The sequence below is a fragment of the Dactylosporangium sp. NPDC005572 genome (assembly GCF_040605515.1).
Classification (GTDB): Bacteria; Actinomycetota; Actinomycetes; order Mycobacteriales; family Micromonosporaceae; genus Dactylosporangium.
In genome coordinates this window covers 1-18890 of record NZ_JBEXCY010000143.1, presented here as the reverse complement: position 1 = coordinate 18890, position 18890 = coordinate 1, and the positions used below count along the sequence as shown (strand labels likewise).

The following is an 18890-nucleotide window of genomic DNA, read 5'->3' as shown; positions in this document are numbered from 1 at the left end:
GCCGTCGCCGCCCCGTGACCGGCCCGGCGGGAAGGCCTGCTGCGCGGGCTACCCTCGCGCGGTACGCCCGGGCGTTGACGCGATCCGGTCGCGGTACCAGTGGAAGCTTCCGCGCGGGGTGCGTCTCTGGGTCGCGTGGTCGACCTCGACCAGGCCGAAGCGGGGGCCGTAGCCGTGGCCCCACTCGAAGTTGTCCAGCAGGGTCCACACGAAGTAGCCGCGCACGTCGGCGCCCGCCGCGACCGCGCGCCCGACCGCCTCCACGTGGGCGGACAGGAATGCCGTGCGGTCGGTGTCGTCGTGCATCACCGTGCCGTTCTCGGTCACGACGACGGGCAGGCCGGGGTACTCGCGGTGCAGCCGCAGCAGCAGCTCGGTCAGGCCGTGGGGCGTGACCGGCCAGCCCATGCCCGTCAGCGGGCCCGACCGGTCCTCGGTGCCGTCCGCGGCGAGCACCGTGTCGAAGTAGTAGTTCACGCCGAGCACGTCCAGCGGGGCCGCGATCAGCGCCGCGTCGCCGTCCTCGACGGGCAGCGGGGCGCCGAACGCGGCCAGGTCCCGCAGGACGTCGTCGGGGTAGTGGCCGTGGACGAGCGCGTCGAGGTACAGCCGTGTGTTGAGCCCGTCCAGGCGCCGGATCTCGGCGTCGGCCGTCGTCACGCCGGGCGCCGCGAGCGTGTTGCCGAGGTTCAGCGTGATGCCGACCTGCAGCGGCCGTGAGCGGGCGCGGATGCGGGTCGTGGCCAGGCCGTGGCCGAGCAGCAGGTGGTGCACCGCGCGGATCGCGGCCGGGAAGTCGCGGCGGCCGGGGGCGTGGATGCCGTCGGCGTAGCCGTACATGGCCACGCACCACGGCTCGTTGAGCGTCGTCCAGACCGGGACGCGGTCGCCGAGGCGGTCCAGGACGAGGTCCGTGTAGTCGGCGAAGCGGTGCGCGGTGTCCCGGGCCGGCCACCCGCCGGCGTCCTCGAGTGGTTGCGGGAGATCCCAGTGGTACAGCGTGATCCAGGGATCGATCCCCCGCGCCAGCAGGCCGTCGACCAGCCGGTCGTAGAAGTCGAGGCCGGCCGGGTTGGCGGGGCCGGTGCCGGCCGGTTGGACGCGCGGCCAGGCGACCGAGCACCGGTAGGTGTCGACGCCCAGGTCGCCGAGCAGGGCGAGGTCCTCGTCGAGGCGGTGGTAGTGGTCGCAGGCCACGTCGCCGGTGCTGCCGTCGGCGATCGCGCCCGGGGTGTGGCTGAAGGTGTCCCAGATGGACGGTCCGCGGCCGTCCTCGCCGGCGGCGCCCTCGATCTGGTAGGCCGAGGTGGCCACGCCCCAGCGGAAGCCCGGCCTCACGAGGCCGCCCCGATCGGCGCGGCGGCCGCGCCGGTTCCCGTGGCTGGTACGGCCGTCGCACCCGTTCCCGGCCGCTCGACGCGGGTGTGGACGGTGCCGGCCGCGTCGAGCACGGCGGCGGCGAACTTGGTGCCGCCGACGTCGACGGCGAGCACCCGGGCGCGGCTCACTGCCGGGCCTCACATCGGCGCGGAAGCCGGCCTGCGCGGCTCACTGCGCGGGCCTCGCATAGGCGCGGACGCCGGGCGGCGCGGGTCACGGCCGGGCCTCGTTCAGGCAGCGCAGCACCGGGTGGGCGACGAGCGCCGCCGGGTCGAGCGGCACGTCGCTGCGGACGGTGAAGGTGACGCTCTCCCCCGGCAGCAGCGTGACGAGCTGGTCGTCGACGGAGGCCGACGGGTGCAGCCGGTCGGGGAACAGCGCCAGCTCGCGCACGATCGTGGCGGCCCTGACCCGCACGGCGTAGCCCCCGTCGACCGGCAGCACCTCCGTGGACAGCCGGGCCGGCGGGTAGTCCATCAGCGGGTCCTCGGCCGGGAACCGCAGCGCCCGCGCACCGTCGAACTCGGCGACGAGCAGCGCACCGCCGGCCGTGAACGGCACCTCGGCCAGCGCCACCCCGCGCGGCGCGGCGGCGACCGGTACCGTCGCCGCGTCGAGGACCGTGCCGTCGAGCGCGCGCCGGGTCAGCCGCAATGAGCCGGACCACGGCTCGGCGGTGTCGTTGACGACCGCGACGGCGGACTCGTGGAAGGTGAGCAGGCGCGGCGCGTAGGCGCGGCGCAGCTCGTACCACAGCGGCTTGCGCCGCCGGCCACCGTCGACCGCCGCCCACGAGGTGACCGGCCAGCAGTCGTTGAGCTGCCAGATGACGGTGCCCATGCAGTACGGCATCAGGGCCCGGAACCGGCGGACGCCGAACGCGACGGCACGGGCCTGGTTGAGCTGGGTCCAGTAGTGCCAGTCGTCGAAGGTCTCCGGCATCGGCAGGTGCTCGCCGAGACCGGCGAGCAGCTTCTCGTTGCCGTCGATCGCCTTCTGATGATGTCGTACTCCGGGAGCGTCCGGCGTCAGCGGCTCGTCCGTGACGGACGCGCGCAGCGTCGCGTACGTCGGCGGGCCCTGGAAGCCGAACTCGGCCACGAACCGCGGCGTGTAGTCGGCGTAGTGCGTGTAGTCCTTCGAACCCCACACGGTCCAGATGTGCACGGTGCCGGTGGAGGGGTCGAGCACGTCGCGGTCGGGCGTGCCGGAGTACGGGCTGCCCGGCCAGTACGGGCGGCCGGGGTCGAGCTCGGCGACCAGCCGCGGCAGCAGGTCGTAGTAGAAGCCGGCGCCCCAGCTGCGGCCGTCGAGCTCGGCCGGCCAGCCCCAGTGCTGGTGCCCCTCGATGTTCTCGTTGTTGCCGCACCACAGCACCAGGCTCGGGTGGCCCATGAGCCGGGCGATGTTGTCGCGCGCCTCCGCCTCGACCTCGGCGGCGAACGGCTCCTCCTCGGGGTACGCGGCGCAGGCAAACGGGAAGTCCTGCCAGACCAGCAGCCCCAGCGCGTCGGCGACGGCGTAGAACTCGTCGGACTCGTAGACGCCGCCGCCCCAGACCCGCAGCGCGTTGGCGCCGGCGCCGATCGCCTGGCCGAACCGCTCCCGCAGGTCGTCCGCGGTCGTGCGGGCGGGGAACGTGTCGTCGGGGATCCAGTTGAAGCCGCGCAGGAAGACCGCCTCGCCGTTGACGCGGATCCGGAACGCGTCGGGGTCGAGCTCGACGGTGCGCAGGCCGACCCGGGTCGTCCGGCTGTCGTCGCCGGCCGTCACGACCAGGGGGTACAGGTGCGGCTCGCCGTATCCGCGGGGCCACCACGGCTTGGCGTCGGGCACGTCGACGCGCAGGGTCGTGGCGGTCTGGCCGGGCGCGAGCTTGCCCTCGACCCGCACGTCGCCGACGGTGGCCGCGACCTCGACGGCGCCCTCCGCCGCCCGCTCGACGGTGATCCCGACGTCGACGCCGTCGATGCGCGAGCTCGGGCGTACCTCGGCGATGCGCACCCCGGACCAGGACTCGAGCCCGATCGCGCGCCAGATGCCGGCCGTCACCAGCGTCGGGCCCCAGTCCCAGCCGAAGTTGCAGGCCATCTTGCGGATGAACGGGTACGGCTCGGCGTAGGGGCCGGGGCGGGCGCCGAGCCGCTCGGCCTGCGCCTCCGCGTAGGCGTAGGGGGCGGTGAAGTCGACCCGCAGCTCGTTCGCGCCCGGCACGAGCAGGCCGGTGACGTCGAAGCGGTAGCGGCGGTGCATGTTCTGCGTGCGACCCACCTCGACGCCGTTGACCAGCACCGACGCGACCGTGTCGAGGCCGTCGCACACCAGGTCCACGCGGTCGAAGCCCTCGTCGTGCCAGTCGAAGGAGGTCTTGTACCGCCAGTCCGTGCACCCGATCCAGCCGAGCCGCAGCTCGTTGTCGTCCTGGTACGGGTCCGGGATGGCGCCGGCGGCGAGCAGGTCGGTGTGTACGCAGCCGGGCACGGTCGCGGCCGTTTCGACCGGCTCCTCACGGCCGATGGGCGCCACGGTCCAGCCGTGGTGCAGCGAGCGGTACATGCGGGTCCTTTGGGGGTGCCTGGTGTCTGAACCGAGTAAGCGGGCCTCAACGTAGCCTCGGGCCGTTCGGACTGTCAACGTCCGGCGCTGTTCGAGGGCGACAGCGGGCCGCCCGGCCGCTAGCATCGGTGAACCGAGAAAGGCGGGCCGCCCGTGAAACGACCGACGATCGCCGACATCGCCCGCGAGGCCGGGGTCTCGAAGGGCGCGGTGTCGTACGCACTCAACGGCCAGCCCGGCGTCTCCTCCGCCACGCGGGAGCGCATCCTGGCCGTGGCCGACCGGCTGAACTTCCACGCCGACAGCAACGCCCGGGCGCTGGCCGGCGCGAAGGCCCGGGTCGTCGGCCTGACGCTGCAGCGCCCGCCGAGCACGCTGGGCATCGAGCCGTTCTTCATGGAGCTGATCAGCGGCGTCGAGCTGGAGCTGTCCCGCCAGTCGTACGCGCTGCTGCTCCAGATGGCCCCGAGCCGCGACGAGGAGCTGGCGTTCTACCGCCGCTGGTTCAGCGAGGGCCGCGTCGACGGCGTGCTGGTCTGCGACGTGCGCACCGGCGACCCGCGCATCGCGGTCCTGGAGGAGCTGGGCCTGCCCGCGGTCGTGATCGGCCCGCCGGACGTGAGCGGCCGCCTGCCCAGCGCCTGGTCCGACGACGCCCAGTCGATGGTCGAGGCGGTGGAGTACCTCGCCGCCCTCGGCCACCGCCGGGTGGCCCGCGTCGGCGGCATCCCCGAGCTGGCCCACACGGCGATCCGCACGCGGGCGTTCACCGAGGTCAGCGCCCGGCTAGGCCTGGCCGAGGCGGTCACGGTGCCGACCGACTACAGCGGCGAGTCGGGCGCCCGGGCCACCCGCCGCCTGCTGACCCAGCCGACCCGCCCGACCGCGATCGTCTACGACAACGACGTGATGGCGGTCGCGGGCCTGACGGTCGCCCACGAGCTGGGCATCGCCGTCCCGGCCGAGCTGTCGATCATCGCCTGGGACGACTCCCCGATCTGCCGCCTGCTGCACCCGTCGCTGACCGCCCTGACCAGGGACATCGGCGCGTACGGCGTCCACGCGGCCCGCATGCTCCTGGCCGCCGTGGCGGGCACCCCGGTCGCGAGCGACCACGGCACCCCGGCCCACCTGACACCCCGCGGCAGCACCGCCCGCCTCCAGACCCCCTGACCGCCCCTCCGCCCCCACCCACCGCACCGCCCATCCGCCCGCACGCCCCGCCCCCACCACAGCGCCACCCCTCCGCCCGCACCCACCGCACGTCGGCCGCACCTCGCGCGCGCCTGCCCGCACCTCCCGCACGCCCGCCCACACCACAGCGCCACCCCTCCCCCGCACCTCTCGCACAGCCCTCCGCACGCACCTGCCGCACGCGCCCCCGCACTCCCCGCGCCCCACGGCGCCGCCCGGCCGCCCGCACCGCCCATCCAGCCCTCCGCCCGCACGTCCCGCGCGCGCCCACCAACACCCAGGCTCAGCCCTCGGACCGCACCTCCCGCACCCACCGGGCCGCACCAGCCGCCGGCCTCCTTGTGTCGATCTTGGACTTGTGGTGCCCGAATCGCCCTATCTTCACCCGATTTGGCGGCGCCACAACTCCAAGATCGGCGGGCGAAGGGAGTGCAACGGGGGCGTCATGCGGTGGTAACGGTTCGGTAACGGGGGCTTCCCGGCCGCGCAGGCACGGTGCCATATTGCCCTCGCTCAACTAAACCGCTTTAGAACCCGAATGGAGCGCACCCCATGTTGAGAAGAGCGTTCGTCGCCGTGCTGGCCGCCACCGCCCTCGCGGCGGCCGGCTGCGGCGGTTCGAGCAAGGCGGGTTCGTCGGACGAGGCCCTGTCACCGACCGACCCCGGCGCCGTCTCCGGCGACATCACGGTGCTCACCAACCGCACCGACCTGGTCACCGACGGGACGATGCAGAAGTACGCCGACGAGTTCCGCAAGACCTACCCGAAGGTCAACGTCAAGTTCGAGGGCGTGACCGACTACGAGGGCGAAGTCAAGATCCGGATGAACACCGAGAACTACGGCGACGTCCTACTGATCCCGAACACGGTGTCGACCGACGACTATCCGAAGTACTTCGCCTCGCTGGGCAGCGCGAGCGACCTGGCCGCCAAGTACAACTACACCGACAAGGCCAAGGTCGGCGACAAGGTCTACGGCGTGGCCGGCTTCGCGTACGTCAACGGCTTCGTCTACAACAAGGACGTCTGGAGCCAGGCGGGCATCACCAAGTGGCCGACCACGCCCGAGGAGTTCGTCGGCGCGCTCCAGGCCATCAAGGCGAAGACCTCCGCCACCCCGTACTACACCAACTACCACGACGGCTGGCCGCTCAGCTCGTGGTCGTCCGTCGTCGGCTCGGTCACCTGCGACCCCAGGGCCAACGACAAGCTGCCGACCAGCGACCCCTGGGCGGCCGGCAGCGACCTGCGCACCGGCGACACCCTGCTGTACGACATCGTGAAGAACAAGCTCTCCGAGACCGACCCGACGACGACGAACTGGGAGGACTCGAAGGGGGCCATCGCCACCGGCAGGATCGCGACGATGTGGCTCGGGTCGTGGGCCATCGTGCAGATGCAGGACGCCGCGAAGAAGGCCGGCAAGGACCCGGGCGTCATCGGGTACATGCCGTTCCCGAAGCAGGTCGGCGGCAAGTTCTGCTCCGTCGTCGCGCCCGACTACCAGTACGCCATCAACACCCACTCCAAGAACAAGCCCGCCGCCCGCGCGTTCTTCGACTGGTTCATCGAGAAGTCCGACGCGGCCGCCGTCAACCAGGCCGTCTCCGCTGTCAAGGGCGCCCCGATGCCGCCGGCGCTGCAGCCGTTCACCGACGCCGGCGTGCAGTTCATCGAGCTGTCGCAGGCCGAGTCGGCGAAGCTGACGAAGATCGACAATGCCTCCGAGGTCGGCATCAGCAAGCCCGACTACCGCCAGAAGCTCGTCGACACCGCCCGCGGCGCCGCCCCCGGCACCCCCGAGGCGCTCTTCGCCGACCTGTCGAAGCGCTGGACGGAAGCCGCCAGGACCGCCGGCTGACAACCGCCTGACCGAGCCGCGGGCCGGTCCGCCAACCCCGGGCCGGCCCGCACTCGCCGGAAAAGGAGACCCGATGATCGACGCACCACCGGCTCGGCGCGCCGCGGCCCGGCCGCCGAGCAGCGCGCGCCCGCCCCGGCCGAGCAGGGCCAAGGCCGCCCTGATGCCTTGGTTGTACCTGCTGCCCGCGCTCGCGCTGCTCGTCGCGTTCACGTACATCCCCGTCGGCAGCATGGTCGGCTACAGCTTCACCGACTGGGACGGCCTCGGCGCCGACCCCGCGTTCGTCGGCGTCGACAACTACGTGCAGCTGTTCACCCGCCCGGAGCTGTTCCAGGTCTTCTTCGTCAGCCTCTACTACCTCGTCGCCGCCGGGGTGCAGATCGTGGTGGCGCTGTACTTCGCGTTCATCCTGAGCTTCAGCACGCGCCTGCGCGGCCTGTTCAAGGGCATCCTGTTCTTCCCGTACCTCATCAACGGCGTCGCCGTGTCGTTCGTCTTCCTGTACTTCTTCCGCCCGCACGGCACCCTGGACTCCGTGCTCGCCCTGTTCGGCGCGCACCCCGACAAGCTCTGGCTGGGCGACCCCGACCTGGTCAACGCGTCGCTGTCCGGCGTGTCGGTGTGGCGGTTCCTCGGCCTGAACTTCGTGCTGTTCCTCGGCGCGATCCAGGCCATCCCGGGCGAGCTCTACGAGGCCGCCGAACTCGACGGCGCGAACCGCTGGCAGGTCTTCCGCCACATCGTCGCGCCCGGCATCAAGCCGATCATCAGCCTGAGCGTGATCCTGGCGATCTCCGGGTCGCTGTCGGTGTTCGAGATCCCGTTCGTGATGACCGGCGGCGCCGGCGAGAGCAAGACGTTCGTCATCCAGACGGTCAAGCTCGCCTTCCAGTTCAACAAGTTCGGGCTCGCCTCGGCCGCGGCCGTCGTGCTGCTCCTCATCGTGCTGCTGATCACCTGGGCCCAGCGCCGGCTGGTACCCGAGGAGAGGACCGACCTGACGTGAACGCGCGCGCCGCCGTCTTCGCCACCCTCCGGTACGCCTCCCTCATCGGGGCCTCGATCGTCGTGCTGCTGCCGCTCGTCACGGTGTTCCTCACGTCGCTGAAGACGCCGGAGGAGATGGCGACGGGCGACACCCTGGCGCCACCCCGGGACTGGCTCAACTTCGACAACTACGTGACCGCGTTCACCAACGGCAAGATGCTCACCGCGTTCGCCAACACGGCGGTCATCCTGCTGGTGTCGGTGGCCGGCACGATCATCGTGGGCACGCTCGCCGCCTACGCCATCGACCGCTTCCGCTTCCGGTTCAAGAAGCTCGTCGTCGCCGCGTTCCTCGTCGCCACGCTGGTGCCGGGGGTCACGACCCAGGTGACGACGTTCCAGGTGGTCGACCGGCTCGGCCTGTTCGACTCGCGGTGGGCGCCGATCCTGCTGTACATGGGCACCGACATCGTCGCGATCTACATCTTCGTCCAGTTCATGCGCGGCATCCCGGTGTCGCTCGACGAGGCCGCGCGGCTCGACGGGGCGTCCACCTTCAAGATCTACCGCACGATCATCCTGCCGCTGCTCAAGCCCGCGATCGCCACCGTCGTGATCATCAAGGGCATCTTCGTGTACAACGACTTCTACATCCCGTTCCTCTACATGCCGTCGGAGGGCCTCGGCACGATCTCCACGTCGCTGTTCCGGTTCAAGGGCCCGTTCGGGGCACACTGGGAGACGATCTCCGCCGGTGCGATCCTGGTCATCGTGCCGACGCTCGCGCTGTTCCTGCTGCTCCAGCGGTTCATCTACAACGGCTTCACCTCGGGGGCCACGAAATGACCGACAATGGGGGGATGACGCCGGTACCCCGAGGAAGCCTGTGAAACGCCCGACCATCAGCGACATCGCCGAGGCGGCCGGCGTCTCCAAGGGCGCCGTCTCGTTCGCCCTCAACGACCGCCCGGGCGTCTCGGCCACCACCCGCGAGCGCATCCTGGCGATCGCCGACAAGATGGGCTGGCAGCCCAACGCGGCCGCCCGCAACCTGTCGGTGGCCCGCGCCGAGGCGATCGGCCTGGTGATCGCCCGCGACGCGGCCACGCTGGGCGTCGAGCCGTTCTACATGAAGTTCATCGCCGGCCTGGAGACCGAGCTGTCGGCAACCGGGACGGCGCTGGTACTGCAGGTCGTCGGCGACCACGACCGCGCCGTCGACGCCCTGCACTCCCTGTGGGCGGCCCGCCGGATCGACGCCACGATCCTCACCGACCTCTGGGTCGACGACTCGCGGGTGGCCGCGCTCGACCGCCTGGGCCTGCCCGGCGTCCTGGTCGGCCACCCCCGCCCCGGCACCAGCATGCCGGCGGTGTGGAGCGACGACGCGGCGGCCCTGACCGACGCGGTGGGCTACCTGGCCGGCCTGGGCCACCGGCGCATAGCCCGGGTGGGCGGCCTCGTGTCCCTGGAGCACACCCGCATCCGCACGGAGGCGTTCCGCGCGGCGGCCCAGCGCCACCGCCTGACCTCGGCCGAGATCGTCGACACCGACTACAGCTGGGAGGCGGGCGCCTGGGCGACGGAGCGCCTGCTGACGTCCCCGGAGCCGCCGACCGCGCTCATGTTCGACAACGACATCATGGCGACCGCGGGCCTGCACGTGGCCCGCAAACTGGACCTGGACGTCCCGGCCCGCCTGTCGATCGTGGCGGGCGACGACTCGCAGCTGTGCGAGATGGCGTACCCGGCGCTGAGCGCCCTGGCCCGCGACATCCTGGCGTACGGCGCGAACGCCGCCCGCACCCTCCTGTCCCTGCTGGCCGGCGCGGCACCGGGGGACTTCCAGGACGCGACCCCACGCCTCCTGCTCCGCGACAGCATCGCCCCACCCGCACGCTGACCCCCGCGGACGCCGCACGGGCTGGACTGCACGCGGCAAATCACTCTTGATGCATCAGCCTTGATGCATCATTTTTGATATATCAGGCCTGATGCATCACGACCAATGCGTCCCGGGCCGCACGCGACGCAGGCCGCACGCGGCGCGGGCGGATCAGCCTCGATGCATCAACATTGATACATCAGGCCCGATGCATCACAACCGCTGCGTCGCGAGCTGCACACGTCGCGAGCTGCACACGTCGCGAGCTGCACACGTCGCGAGCTGCACACGTCGCGAGCTGCACACGTCGCCAGCAGATCGGGCCTGATGCATCAAGCCTGATGCATCGCAACCGATGCGTCGCAGATCAGCCCCGTCCCGTCGTGGTCCGCGCTTCGATACGTGGTAGGAAAACTGGTGCTATGACCCCAGCTTTCCTACCACGTAACTCGCAGCGCGCCCCTGCCGCCCTTGCGCGCCGGCCACCCTGGCCGAGTCGCCCTGTCGCGGCCCCGCCGCGCGGAGCGGCGTCACCGTCCAGGAGCTGAAGCGGTTACGCTTCCATGCGCACCACGGTGGTGACGGACAGGAGCGGGGATGGCGGGCCGGCGGCCGACGATGAGCGACATCGCGCGGCGGGTCGGTGTCTCGCGGGTCGCCGTGTCGTACGCGCTCAACGGCCGGCCCGGCGTCTCCGACGAGGTCCGCGAGCGCATCCGCGAGGTCGCCGAAGAGCTCGGCTTCGCCGCGCACAAAGCCGCCAAAGCCCTGCACGGCGCCGGCGCCGACGTCATCGGCCTCACCCTGCGGCGCACGTCGGCGGCGCTGGGCAGTGAGGTGTTCAGACGGCAGTTCGTCGCCGGGCTCCAGATGGAGCTGTCCGCCCGCGGCTTCGGCCTCGCGCTGCAGTTCGTCGAGGGGCCCGACGAGGAGGTGGCCATCCACCGCCGCTGGCACGCCGAGCGGCGCGTCGACGGGCTCATCCTGTGTGACCTGCGGGTCGATGACCCCCGCCTCGACGCGGTCCGCGAGCTGGGGCTGCCGGCCGTCGTCGCCGGCGGCGCCGGGCCGCTGCCCGGGCTGGCGAACCTCAGCACCGACGAGCAGGCCGGGGCCGGGAAGCTCGCCGGCTACCTCGCCGCCCTCGGCCACCGCCGCGTCGTGCGCGTCAGCGGGCCCGCCGACATGGCCCACACCGCCGCCCGCACCGCGGCGCTCGAGGACACGGGCCTGCTCGACATCACGACCGTGGCCGCCGACTACACCGGCGAGGCGGCCGCCCAGGCGACCCGGCGGATCCTCAGCACGAAGGGCCGGCCGACCGCCATCATCTACGACAACGATCTCATGGCCCTGGCGGGGCTGGGCGTCACCGCCGAGATGCACGTCGGCGTCCCCACCGACGTGTCGATCCTGGCCTGGGAGGACTCGCCGTTGTGCCAGGTCGTGCACCCGGCGCTGACGGTCCTGCAGCGCAACATCGCCGACTACGGCATGCGTACCGCGCGGCTGCTCTTCGAGTGGCTCGACGGCGAGCAGCCGCGCAGCGTGAAGGCGGGCAACGCCGTGCTGGTCGTGCGCGACAGCACGGCGCCACCCCGGTAGCTCAGGCCGGCAGGGTCCAGTTCTGGTTGGTCTGGCCGTTGCAGGTCCAGATCTGGATCTGTGTACCGTCAGCGCTGCTCTGCCCGGTCACGTCGAGGCACTTGCCCGTCGCCGGGTTGACCAGCCGCTGCCCGTTGCGCGACCACTGCTGGTTGGCGTTGCCGGCGCAGTCCCACAGCTGCACCTTCGTGCCGTCGGCGTTGACGCCGCCCGTCACGTCGAGGCAATTGCCGAGCGCGCGCAGCGTCCCGTCGGAACCGACCGTCCAGCTCTGGGCGCCGGTGCCGTTGCAGGTGTACAGCTGGATCTTCGTCCCGTTGGCGGTCCCGGACGCGGCCACGTCGAGACACTTGCCGGCGAGCCCCACGACGGGGCCGGCGCCGCCGCCGGAGGACGGCACGGTGAACTCGCCCCGCACCAGCACCCGGCTGTTGAAGTACGTGTTCTGCACCGCGGCATTGTTGTTGTACGACGGGTCCGTGAGGTACTCCGCCCACACCATGAAATAGGTCCACCGCGGCTGCGCCTGCAGCAGCGCGACGCTGGGCACCTGCCCGACCTCGGCGAGCGCGATCGGCTTGCCGCCGGCGACGTTGAGCATGGCCTGGTAGTCGCTCGCCGAAGGGGCCAGCTTGACCCACATGTCCAGGGTCGCCAGGTCCACATAGGACGCGCCCGGCCAGTAGTCGCCGATCGAGCCCATGTTGACGTCCTTGACGTTCCAGACCCAGACCAGGTTGGACAGGCCCTGAGCCGTCAGGTGGTCGCGAGTGATCTGGAACAGCTTGCGGCTGCCGTTGGCACCCGGCCGCCCGCCCCACCAGGACCAGCCCTCGTTCATCTCGTGGATGGGGCGCCACAGCACCGGCACGCCGGCGTTCTGCAGCTGCCGCAGGTACGGCACGGCCTCGTTGAGCCGGTTCTTGTAGGCGGTGTTCAGGGCAGCACCGTCGGTGACGAGCTGGCTCCATTGGCTGTCCGACAGGTGGGCGAGCACGCCGTTGCTGTCCCAGCCGCACGTCGAGCCGACGGTCGGCGGGCACATGTGCCAGGTCAGCGCGACGAGCGAGCCGCCCTGCCACTGCCGGATCGCCTCGCTGACCATCGTCTGCCGGGCGGCGACGTCGGCGGACTGGAAGAGGAAGTCGCCGCCCCACAGCCCCGGCGTCTGCCCGGTGAGTTGCTGGGCGACCCGGGTCCACTTGGTCGGGTCGGAGTTGGGTTCCCGGTTGTGCTGTCCGGTGATGGTGTACTGCCCGGAGATGCTCTGCAGGTAGCTGACGAGCGCGGCCCGCGTCGATGCGGGGAACGCCTGGGCGGGCACGGGTGCGACGAGGACCGCGGTGGCGACGACCGCCACCACGGCCAGGACGCGCCCCAGTCTGGGCAAACGCACTGGAGGGCTCCTTTCCCGGCCGGACGAGGCGGCGCCCGGCCGCTCGGTTCAGCAACCTTACTGAACCGAGTAAGCGCCGTGACAGTACGACGAGGGCATCACTCCTGTCAATGCGCTCCTGAACGGAGCAAGCGACCGGGCAGGTGGCGTGGCACTCCTGCTCCGGTTGCCGCCGCGCGGGACGGCCGTGCTTCTGCAGCCGCGGTTCGTCGCGGCTCAGGCGCCGCCGCCCGGCCTGATGGCCTGGAGCACGGCTGCCGCCATCCGCATCGACCCGACGCCCGTCGGGTGGAACGGATCGGTGTCGCCCAGTCCCTGGATGTCGGCGCCCAGACCGTCACGGTCGGGTGTGCACAACGGCGCCATCCGTGGCGTCGCGACGCTGAACCCGTACTTGCTCGCGCCGCTGATGAGTACGTCGTTCAGCGCCTTGTTGCGGTTGGCCAGCAAGGTGATGTTGGTGGGGTTCAGCCCCGGCACGCCGGCGGGTCCCCTGGCGTCGGTGCAGTTCGCGTCCGGCTCGAACACGTCGTAGGACGTCATGACGACGATCTGCGGGCGGCCGGGCAGGTCGTTGAGCTCGCCCAGGAGCTCACCGTAGTCCCGGTCGAAGGTCGCCAGCCGGTAGTCGAACTCGCCCTGGGTGAGCTTGTCCTGACAGTTGTCGACGGCGTAGCAGTACTGCAGGAAGTCCCCCCACTGCAGGTCGTTCGGGCCGATCGCCACCACGACGAACCGCAGCCCCTCCACCTGCTTCAGCTGGCCGACCTGGCTGGGTAGGGTCCGCCCGGCCCGCGCCTGCGGGCCGAGCAGGCCGTGCGGGACGGAAGCGCCGGAGCAGGCCAGGTTCAGCACGCGGGAGCCCTGCAGGCTGCCGATCTCGTCGGCGAGGGAGTCCGAGCTGCGCCCGCAGGCGGTGTCGTTCTCGGTGGCATTGGCGACCGCGGGCCCGCCGACCCGGGCCGCGCGTGAGTCACCGATCACCGCACCGGTGTATCCGGCGACCTTGGGGCCTACCGCCATGGGCGACAGATGGTGGGTACCGACGAGGTCCGAGAGCGACCGTACGTGCTGCAATCCGCTCATCGTCCCGGTGTAGGCCAGCGCTCCGGCGCCGGCCCAGCCCAGCATCGTGACGGATACGGCGAGGACCGCCATCCGGCGGACGTCCCCGGCGCCGCGATGCCAGATCTCCGTGGCGGTGAGCGCACGGTCCCGAGCCCGGCGCTGACGCCGGAGCGTGGCCAGGAGGCGGAGGTATGCGGCGACGACGGTTGCGCCGAGCGTGAGGGTGAGCAGGCCCAATGTGGCCCAGCCGTACCACCGCAGGAACCCGGTGGCGACGGTCAGCATCGCGGTCGTCCGGGTCTGCGAGCCCGTCGCGGGGTCGACCGCGGCGGCGGCCGCCGGGTTGCGCTGCACCGGTCCGAGCGTCAGCTGCGGTCGCAGGGGCCCGTAGACCTGCACGGGCCCGAGGTCGAGCCGGGTGTTGCCGATCTGCACCAGCTGGGCCGGCCCGGACAGCGTGAGGGTCGGCATGCGCGCGCCCACGGACAGGGTCTGACCGGCGGTGGTCAGCTCCTGGTCGGGCGTCAGCGCGATGGCGGCCGGGATGCCGGCGAACAAGCAGAACGCCAACAGCAGCACCGTCGGCAGCGACCGTACCTCCCGCGCGAGCGCGTGCAGCCCGCTCCGGCGCCGGGGCCCGCCGGCGGCCCGCCGGGCGAGCACACCGGGGGTGTCGGTCGTGGGCGGCAGGTCAGGAAGGTACTTGGACGTCACGAACTTCTCAGACTCCCGTGCACGGGCGGCCACAATGTTCAGCGGGGACCTCGCGGACCGGCGTCACGCCCCGCTGCGGGCTGCAAATGTACCCGAGGTCGGCGGGCAGCCTTTTGAGCGTTCATTCACTTGACGAAGTACGCCGCCAGCTCGTGGAGGTCGTCACATGGACATCCGACGGGCGCAGCGGCGCACTCGTTCACGGCCGCAAGCGTGCAGATCGACATCCTTCGCCCTGCGGCTGGTGAAAATGCCACATACACGGCAGACGCCGACGAAGGACTGCGGGCCGTATCCGCCGGTACGCCCGCCAAGTAGCCTGTCGGCGTGAAGCTTCGGGGGATCCTGGCGGTCGCGTTGCTCCTGGGCGGCTGCACTGCACCGGCCCGCCCGGCAGCCCCCTCGCCGGCTGCGGTTTCGCCGGCGCCGTCGGCCGCGGTGTCGCCGTCCCCGTCCGCCGCTGCGGCCGCCGACCTCACGCTCGCCTTCGGCGGTGACGTGCACTTCACGGAGCGCACGGCCGGGCTGCTCAAGAACCCGGCGACCGCGTTCGGCCCGGTCGCCGAGGTGCTGTCGGCGGCCGACCTCGCCGTCGTCAACCTGGAGACGGCGGTCACCACACGCGGCACGCCGGAGCCGAAGGAGTTCCACTTCCGCGCGCCCCCGTCGGCGTATGCGGCGGTCAAGGCGGCCGGTGTCGACGCGGTGTCGATCGCCAACAACCACGCCCTCGACTACGGCCGGGTCGGCTTCGCCGACACCCTCGACGCCGCCGCGGCGGCCGGGATGCCGGTCTTCGGCGGCGGGCGCACGATCGACGCGGCGTATGCGCCGCTGATCCTGCCCGCGAAGGGCGTGCGGGTGGCGATCGTGGGCTTCAGCCAGATCTACACGCTGGCCGACGCTTGGAAGGCCGGCCCGGCCACGTCCGGCATCGCCATGGCGTGGGACGTCCCCCGGGCGGTGGCCGCGGTGCGGGCGGCCCGTGAGCAGGCCGACCTGGTGGTGGTGTTCAACCACTGGGGCACCGAGCGCGACAGCTGCCCGAACACCAACCAGAAGACGTTCGCCAAGGCCCTGGCCGACGCGGGCGCGGACCTCATCATCGGCGCCCACGCCCACGTCCTGCAGGGCGACGGCTGGCTGGGCCACACCTACGTCGCGTACGGTCTGGGCAACTTCGTCTGGTACGTGGGCTCGGCCGACACGGGCGTCCTGCGCGTCCAGGTCCACGGCCGCTCGGTGGTCAAGGCCGAGCTGGTCCCGGCCGTGGTGAGCGGCACCGGCCAGCCCAGGCTCCTGACCGGCACGGCCGCGTCGGCGGCGACCAGACGCTTCACCGACCTGCGCCGCTGCACCGGCCTGGCGGCCGCCCCCGCGTAGCTACCGGCCGGCGCGGCGGTTGTAGGCCCTTCTGGCCCACAGGAAGCCGAGCAGCGCCGTGCCGGCGCACCACGCCACGGCGAGCCAGGCGTGGTTGCCGGGCGGGGTGTCGTTGAGCAGGGCGCGCAGGGCGGCCACGATGTGGGTCATCGGCTGGTTGGCGGTGAACGTCTGCAGCCAGCCCGGCATGGTCTCGGTCGGGACGAAGGCGCCCGACAGGAACGGCAGGATCTGGAAGATCGCGGCCGCGCTGGCCGCGCCCGTCGCGTTGCCCGTCGCCAGGCCGATCGCGGCCGCCAGCCAGGCGACCGCGAACAGCAGCAGGGTCACCAGCCCGAGCACGGCGAGCCAGCGCAGCGGGTCCGTGGTCGGGCGGTAGCCGAGGGCCAGCGCCACCAGCACCACCAGGGTCGTGCCGAACAGGCTGCGCAGCACGCTGCCGATGACGTGCCCGGTCATCAGTGCCGACCGGGCGACCGGCATGGTCCGGAAGCGGTCGATGATGCCCTCGCTGGCATCCGTCGCCACCGACACCGCCGTGGCGCTCACCGAGTAGCAGGCGCCCATCATGACGATCCCGGGGATCAGGTAGGCGAGGTACGGCACGCCGCCGGTCGCGATGGCGCCGCCGAACCCGTAGTTGAGCAACAGCAGCAGCACGCCGGGCAGCAGCACCGACATGATCAGGGTGGACGGGTTGCGGGTGGTGTGCCGCAGCACCCGCCGCAGCATTGTGGACGAGTCGGTCAGGGCGTAGCTCAGTGCGCTCATGCCGGGGTCACCTCGGTCAGGGCCAGGAACACGTCGTCGAGGTCGGGGGTGTGGATCGACAGGTTGGTCACGGTGCTGCCGTCGAGGCGGTCGAGCAGCGCCTTCACCGACGCCACCGAGCCGTCCGAGGGCACCTGCAGCGTGAGCGTGTCCGGGTCGCCGGGCGAGTCGTCGCCGAGCGCGCGGGCGGCCGCGGCCAGCCCGGCCGGGTCGGCGAACTGGAGGCTGACGCGGCCACCGGGCACGAGCCGCTTCAGCTCGGCCGGGGTGCCCTGGGCGACCAGCCGGCCCCGGTCGAGCACGGCGATGCGGTCGGCCAGCTCGTCGGCCTCCTCGAGATACTGCGTCGTCAGGAAGACGGTCACGCCGCCGGCGGCCAGGTCGCGGATGATCCGCCACATGGTGCGCCGGCTGCGCGGGTCGAGGCCGGTGGTGGGCTCGTCGAGGAACAGGATGCGCGGCTCGCCGATCAGGCTCATCGCGAGGTCGAGGCGGCGGACCATGCCGCCCGAGTAGGTGCCGGCGCGCCGCCCGGCGGCGTCGGCCAGGTCGAATCGCTCCAGCAGCTCGGCGGTGCGCTGCCGGGTGCGGGCCCGCGGCAGGTGCTGCAGGTCGCCCATCATGGCCAGGTTCTCGGCGCCGGTGAGCAGCCGGTCGACGGCCGAGAACTGGCCGGTGACGCCGATCGCGGCGCGCACCGCGGCCGGCTCGGCGGTGACGCTGTGGCCGGCGACGGTCGCCTCGCCCGCGTCGGCGCGGATCAGGGTGGTCAGGATGTTGACGGTCGTCGTCTTGCCGGCCCCGTTCGGGCCGAGCAGCGAGAACACGGTGCCGGCCGGGACGTCGAGGTCGACGCCGTCGAGCACGGCCCGGTCGCGGTAGGCCTTGCACAGCCCGCGGACCTGGATCACAGTCGCCTCACTTCAGCTCGGGGAGCTTGCCTTGCGCGCGCAGGGCCGCGCGGTGCTCGCGCCACTCGTCCATCAGCTGCGGCAGCCGCACCTGGAAGAACTCGGCGAGGGCGACCAGCTCCAGCAGGGCGGCCCGTTGCGCGGTCTGGGTCTCGGGGAGGATGGCGAGCCCCTCGCGGAGCAGGGCGGCCTGCTCCCTGAAGAGCTCGGCCTCGGCGTTGCGCGGCTCCAGGGCCTCGGGCCGCAGCCCGACCCGGTCGAACCGCTCGCCGGCCCGGCGGGTGCGGGCCACGTAGCCATAGCCCTCCAGCAGCTTGACGGCGCCCGTGATGGCGCTGCGGCTGGCCAGCAGCGCCTCGCCGAGCAGGTCGATGGTCTGCTGCGGGGGGTCGCAGATCAGCAGGTAACCGAGCAGGCGGCCGGCCATCGGCGGGAACCCGTGGTGGCCGGCGTAGAACCGCCCCACGTGGTCGGCGAACAGGAGCTCCTCGTCCCTCGGCATGCCACGACGCTAGCAGACATAACTGAGATGACACAAATTTGTGTCATCTGAACGTGCGGCGGTACTCCACGGGCGGCACACCGACGACCCGGTTGAAGTGCCGGCGCAGCGTCGTCGCCGTGCCCATGCCGGTCGCCACCGCGATCGCGTCCATGCCGTCGTCGGTGGTCTCCAGCAGCTCCTGGGCCCGCCGGATCCGCTGGGTCAGCAGCCACTGCAGCGGCGTGGTGCCGGTCGCCGAACGGAAGTGCCGGGCGAGGTGGCGCGAGCTGAGGCCGGCCCGGCGGGCCAGGTCCTCGACCGTCAGCGGCTGGTCCAGCCGCTCGGCCGCCCAGGCGAGCACCGCGCTCAGCGGGCGGTCCTGCGGCTCCGGCACCGGGGTGGCGACGAACTGGGCCTGGCCTCCCGACCGGTGCGGCGGCACGACGAGGCGCCGGGCGACCGCGTTGGCGACGGCCGAGCCGTGGTCGAGCCGGATCAGGTGCAGGCACAGGTCCATCGCGGCGGCCTTGCCGGCCGAGGTGAGCACGCTGCCGCTGTCGACGTAGAGCACGTCGGGGTCCACCTCGATCCGCGGGTAGCGGGCGGCCAGCGCATCCGCGTAGAGCCAGTGGGTGGTGGCCCGCCGCCCGTCCAGCAGGCCGGCGGCGGCCAGCACGAACGCGCCGGTGC

Annotated in this window: 16 protein-coding genes; 7 read left to right on the top strand and 9 right to left on the bottom strand. The window is 72.1% G+C overall.

Features of this window, described 5'->3' with window-relative positions:
* Positions 1–48 precede the first annotated feature (48 nt).
* From ABZS66_RS42940 to ABZS66_RS42930, 3 genes are all read right to left on the bottom strand, one after another.
* Complete coding sequence (locus ABZS66_RS42940) at positions 49–1338, bottom strand: GH1 family beta-glucosidase (protein ID WP_354768289.1); 1290 nt, start codon at positions 1336–1338, stop codon at positions 49–51.
* Positions 1335–1508 (bottom strand): hypothetical protein, encoded by a 174-nt coding sequence (locus tag ABZS66_RS42935; RefSeq protein ID WP_354768287.1) that lies wholly within the window; start codon positions 1506–1508, stop codon positions 1335–1337. The genes ABZS66_RS42940 and ABZS66_RS42935 overlap by 4 nt, the downstream gene beginning before the upstream one ends.
* A gap of 85 nt (positions 1509–1593) precedes the next feature.
* A complete protein-coding gene (locus tag ABZS66_RS42930; RefSeq protein ID WP_354768285.1) occupies positions 1594–3936 on the bottom strand; it encodes a glycoside hydrolase family 2 protein in 2343 nt (780 codons plus the stop codon).
* 153 nt (positions 3937–4089) lie between these two features.
* On the opposite strand from ABZS66_RS42930, the gene ABZS66_RS42925 reads away from it, so the two are divergent.
* The 6 genes from ABZS66_RS42925 to ABZS66_RS42900 all read left to right on the top strand — a co-directional run bounded on the left by ABZS66_RS42925 (position 4090) and on the right by ABZS66_RS42900 (position 11473).
* Entirely contained in the window at positions 4090–5109 is a 1020-nt protein-coding gene (locus ABZS66_RS42925; RefSeq protein WP_354768283.1) for a LacI family DNA-binding transcriptional regulator, read from the top strand.
* A 573-nt stretch (positions 5110–5682) separates the two neighbouring features.
* Positions 5683–6993, top strand: coding sequence for an extracellular solute-binding protein (locus tag ABZS66_RS42920; RefSeq protein ID WP_354768281.1), 1311 nt, complete (start codon positions 5683–5685; stop codon positions 6991–6993).
* Positions 6994–7066: 73 nt separating this feature from the next.
* Positions 7067–8002, top strand: coding sequence for a sugar ABC transporter permease (locus tag ABZS66_RS42915; RefSeq protein WP_354768279.1), 936 nt, complete (start codon positions 7067–7069; stop codon positions 8000–8002).
* Complete coding sequence (locus ABZS66_RS42910) at positions 7999–8829, top strand: carbohydrate ABC transporter permease (RefSeq protein WP_354768277.1); 831 nt, start codon at positions 7999–8001, stop codon at positions 8827–8829. Before ABZS66_RS42915 ends, ABZS66_RS42910 begins: the two co-directional genes overlap by 4 nt.
* 40 nt (positions 8830–8869) lie before the next feature.
* Entirely contained in the window at positions 8870–9886 is a 1017-nt protein-coding gene (locus ABZS66_RS42905) for a LacI family DNA-binding transcriptional regulator (protein WP_354768275.1), read from the top strand.
* A gap of 579 nt (positions 9887–10465) precedes the next feature.
* Complete coding sequence (locus tag ABZS66_RS42900) at positions 10466–11473, top strand: LacI family DNA-binding transcriptional regulator (protein ID WP_354768273.1); 1008 nt, start codon at positions 10466–10468, stop codon at positions 11471–11473.
* Between the two features lies 1 nt (position 11474).
* Here ABZS66_RS42900 and ABZS66_RS42895 read toward each other — a convergent pair whose 3' ends face one another.
* Both ABZS66_RS42895 and ABZS66_RS42890 read right to left on the bottom strand, forming a co-directional pair.
* Positions 11475–12869 carry a glycosyl hydrolase gene (locus ABZS66_RS42895; RefSeq protein ID WP_354768271.1) on the bottom strand — a complete coding sequence of 465 codons (1395 nt, stop codon included), beginning with the start codon at positions 12867–12869 and terminating at the stop codon, positions 11475–11477.
* Positions 12870–13085: 216 nt separating this feature from the next.
* A complete protein-coding gene (locus tag ABZS66_RS42890; RefSeq protein WP_354768269.1) occupies positions 13086–14651 on the bottom strand; it encodes a GDSL-type esterase/lipase family protein in 1566 nt (521 codons plus the stop codon).
* A 327-nt stretch (positions 14652–14978) separates the two neighbouring features.
* Here ABZS66_RS42890 and ABZS66_RS42885 point away from each other — a divergent pair, with 327 nt between their 5' ends.
* Positions 14979–16034, top strand: a complete 1056-nt coding sequence (locus ABZS66_RS42885) for a CapA family protein (RefSeq protein WP_354768267.1) — start codon at positions 14979–14981, stop codon at positions 16032–16034.
* On the opposite strand, the gene ABZS66_RS42880 is transcribed toward ABZS66_RS42885, so the two are convergent.
* The 4 genes from ABZS66_RS42880 to ABZS66_RS42865 all read right to left on the bottom strand — a co-directional run.
* Positions 16035–16805 (bottom strand): ABC transporter permease, encoded by a 771-nt coding sequence (locus ABZS66_RS42880; RefSeq protein ID WP_354768265.1) that lies wholly within the window; start codon positions 16803–16805, stop codon positions 16035–16037.
* The gene (locus ABZS66_RS42875) at positions 16802–17716 is read right to left on the bottom strand and encodes an ATP-binding cassette domain-containing protein (RefSeq protein ID WP_354768263.1); all 915 of its coding nucleotides are present in this window, start codon (positions 17714–17716) and stop codon (positions 16802–16804) included. The genes ABZS66_RS42880 and ABZS66_RS42875 overlap by 4 nt, the downstream gene beginning before the upstream one ends.
* Positions 17717–17723: 7 nt before the next feature.
* Positions 17724–18218, bottom strand: coding sequence for a hypothetical protein (locus tag ABZS66_RS42870; RefSeq protein ID WP_354768261.1), 495 nt, complete (start codon positions 18216–18218; stop codon positions 17724–17726).
* A 43-nt stretch (positions 18219–18261) separates the two neighbouring features.
* A partial coding sequence (locus tag ABZS66_RS42865) for a helix-turn-helix domain-containing protein (protein ID WP_354768259.1) occupies positions 18262–18890 on the bottom strand: 629 nt, incomplete at its 5' end.